This window comes from Mesorhizobium sp. M00.F.Ca.ET.216.01.1.1 (assembly GCF_004010325.2).
Lineage (GTDB): Bacteria > Pseudomonadota > Alphaproteobacteria > Rhizobiales > Rhizobiaceae > Mesorhizobium.
Genome location: NZ_SADR02000501.1, coordinates 1 through 291, shown reverse-complemented (window position 1 = coordinate 291; position 291 = coordinate 1). Strand labels below are relative to the sequence as shown.

The 291-nt window shown below is 60.5% G+C and carries 1 pseudogene; it reads right to left on the bottom strand.

The features are described 5' to 3' along the window. Nucleotides 1-111: 111 nt before the first annotated feature. Nucleotides 112-291, bottom strand: a pseudogene (locus EN859_RS37150) (ABC transporter permease); the annotation flags it as partial.

The following is a 291-nucleotide window of genomic DNA, read 5'->3' as shown; positions in this document are numbered from 1 at the left end:
CCAGCATGCCGGCGCCGATCGCCCGAATGACCTGTTTCATGGTTGCGTCTCCTATCTGCTGTTATGAAGCGCGTCGGCGCCTCTTCGTTTGTTTCACCTCGAACCGCTGCCCTACCGCCGTCCGCGCTGCACGAACGCGACGAAGATAATCACCACGCCCTGCACCGCAGCGTTCAGATACACGCTGATAATGCTGGTGAGATTCAGGATATTGGCGATCACCGACAACAGAATCGCGCCGATCACCGTGCCGATCACGCGACCTTCACCGCCCTTCAGCGCCGTGCCGCC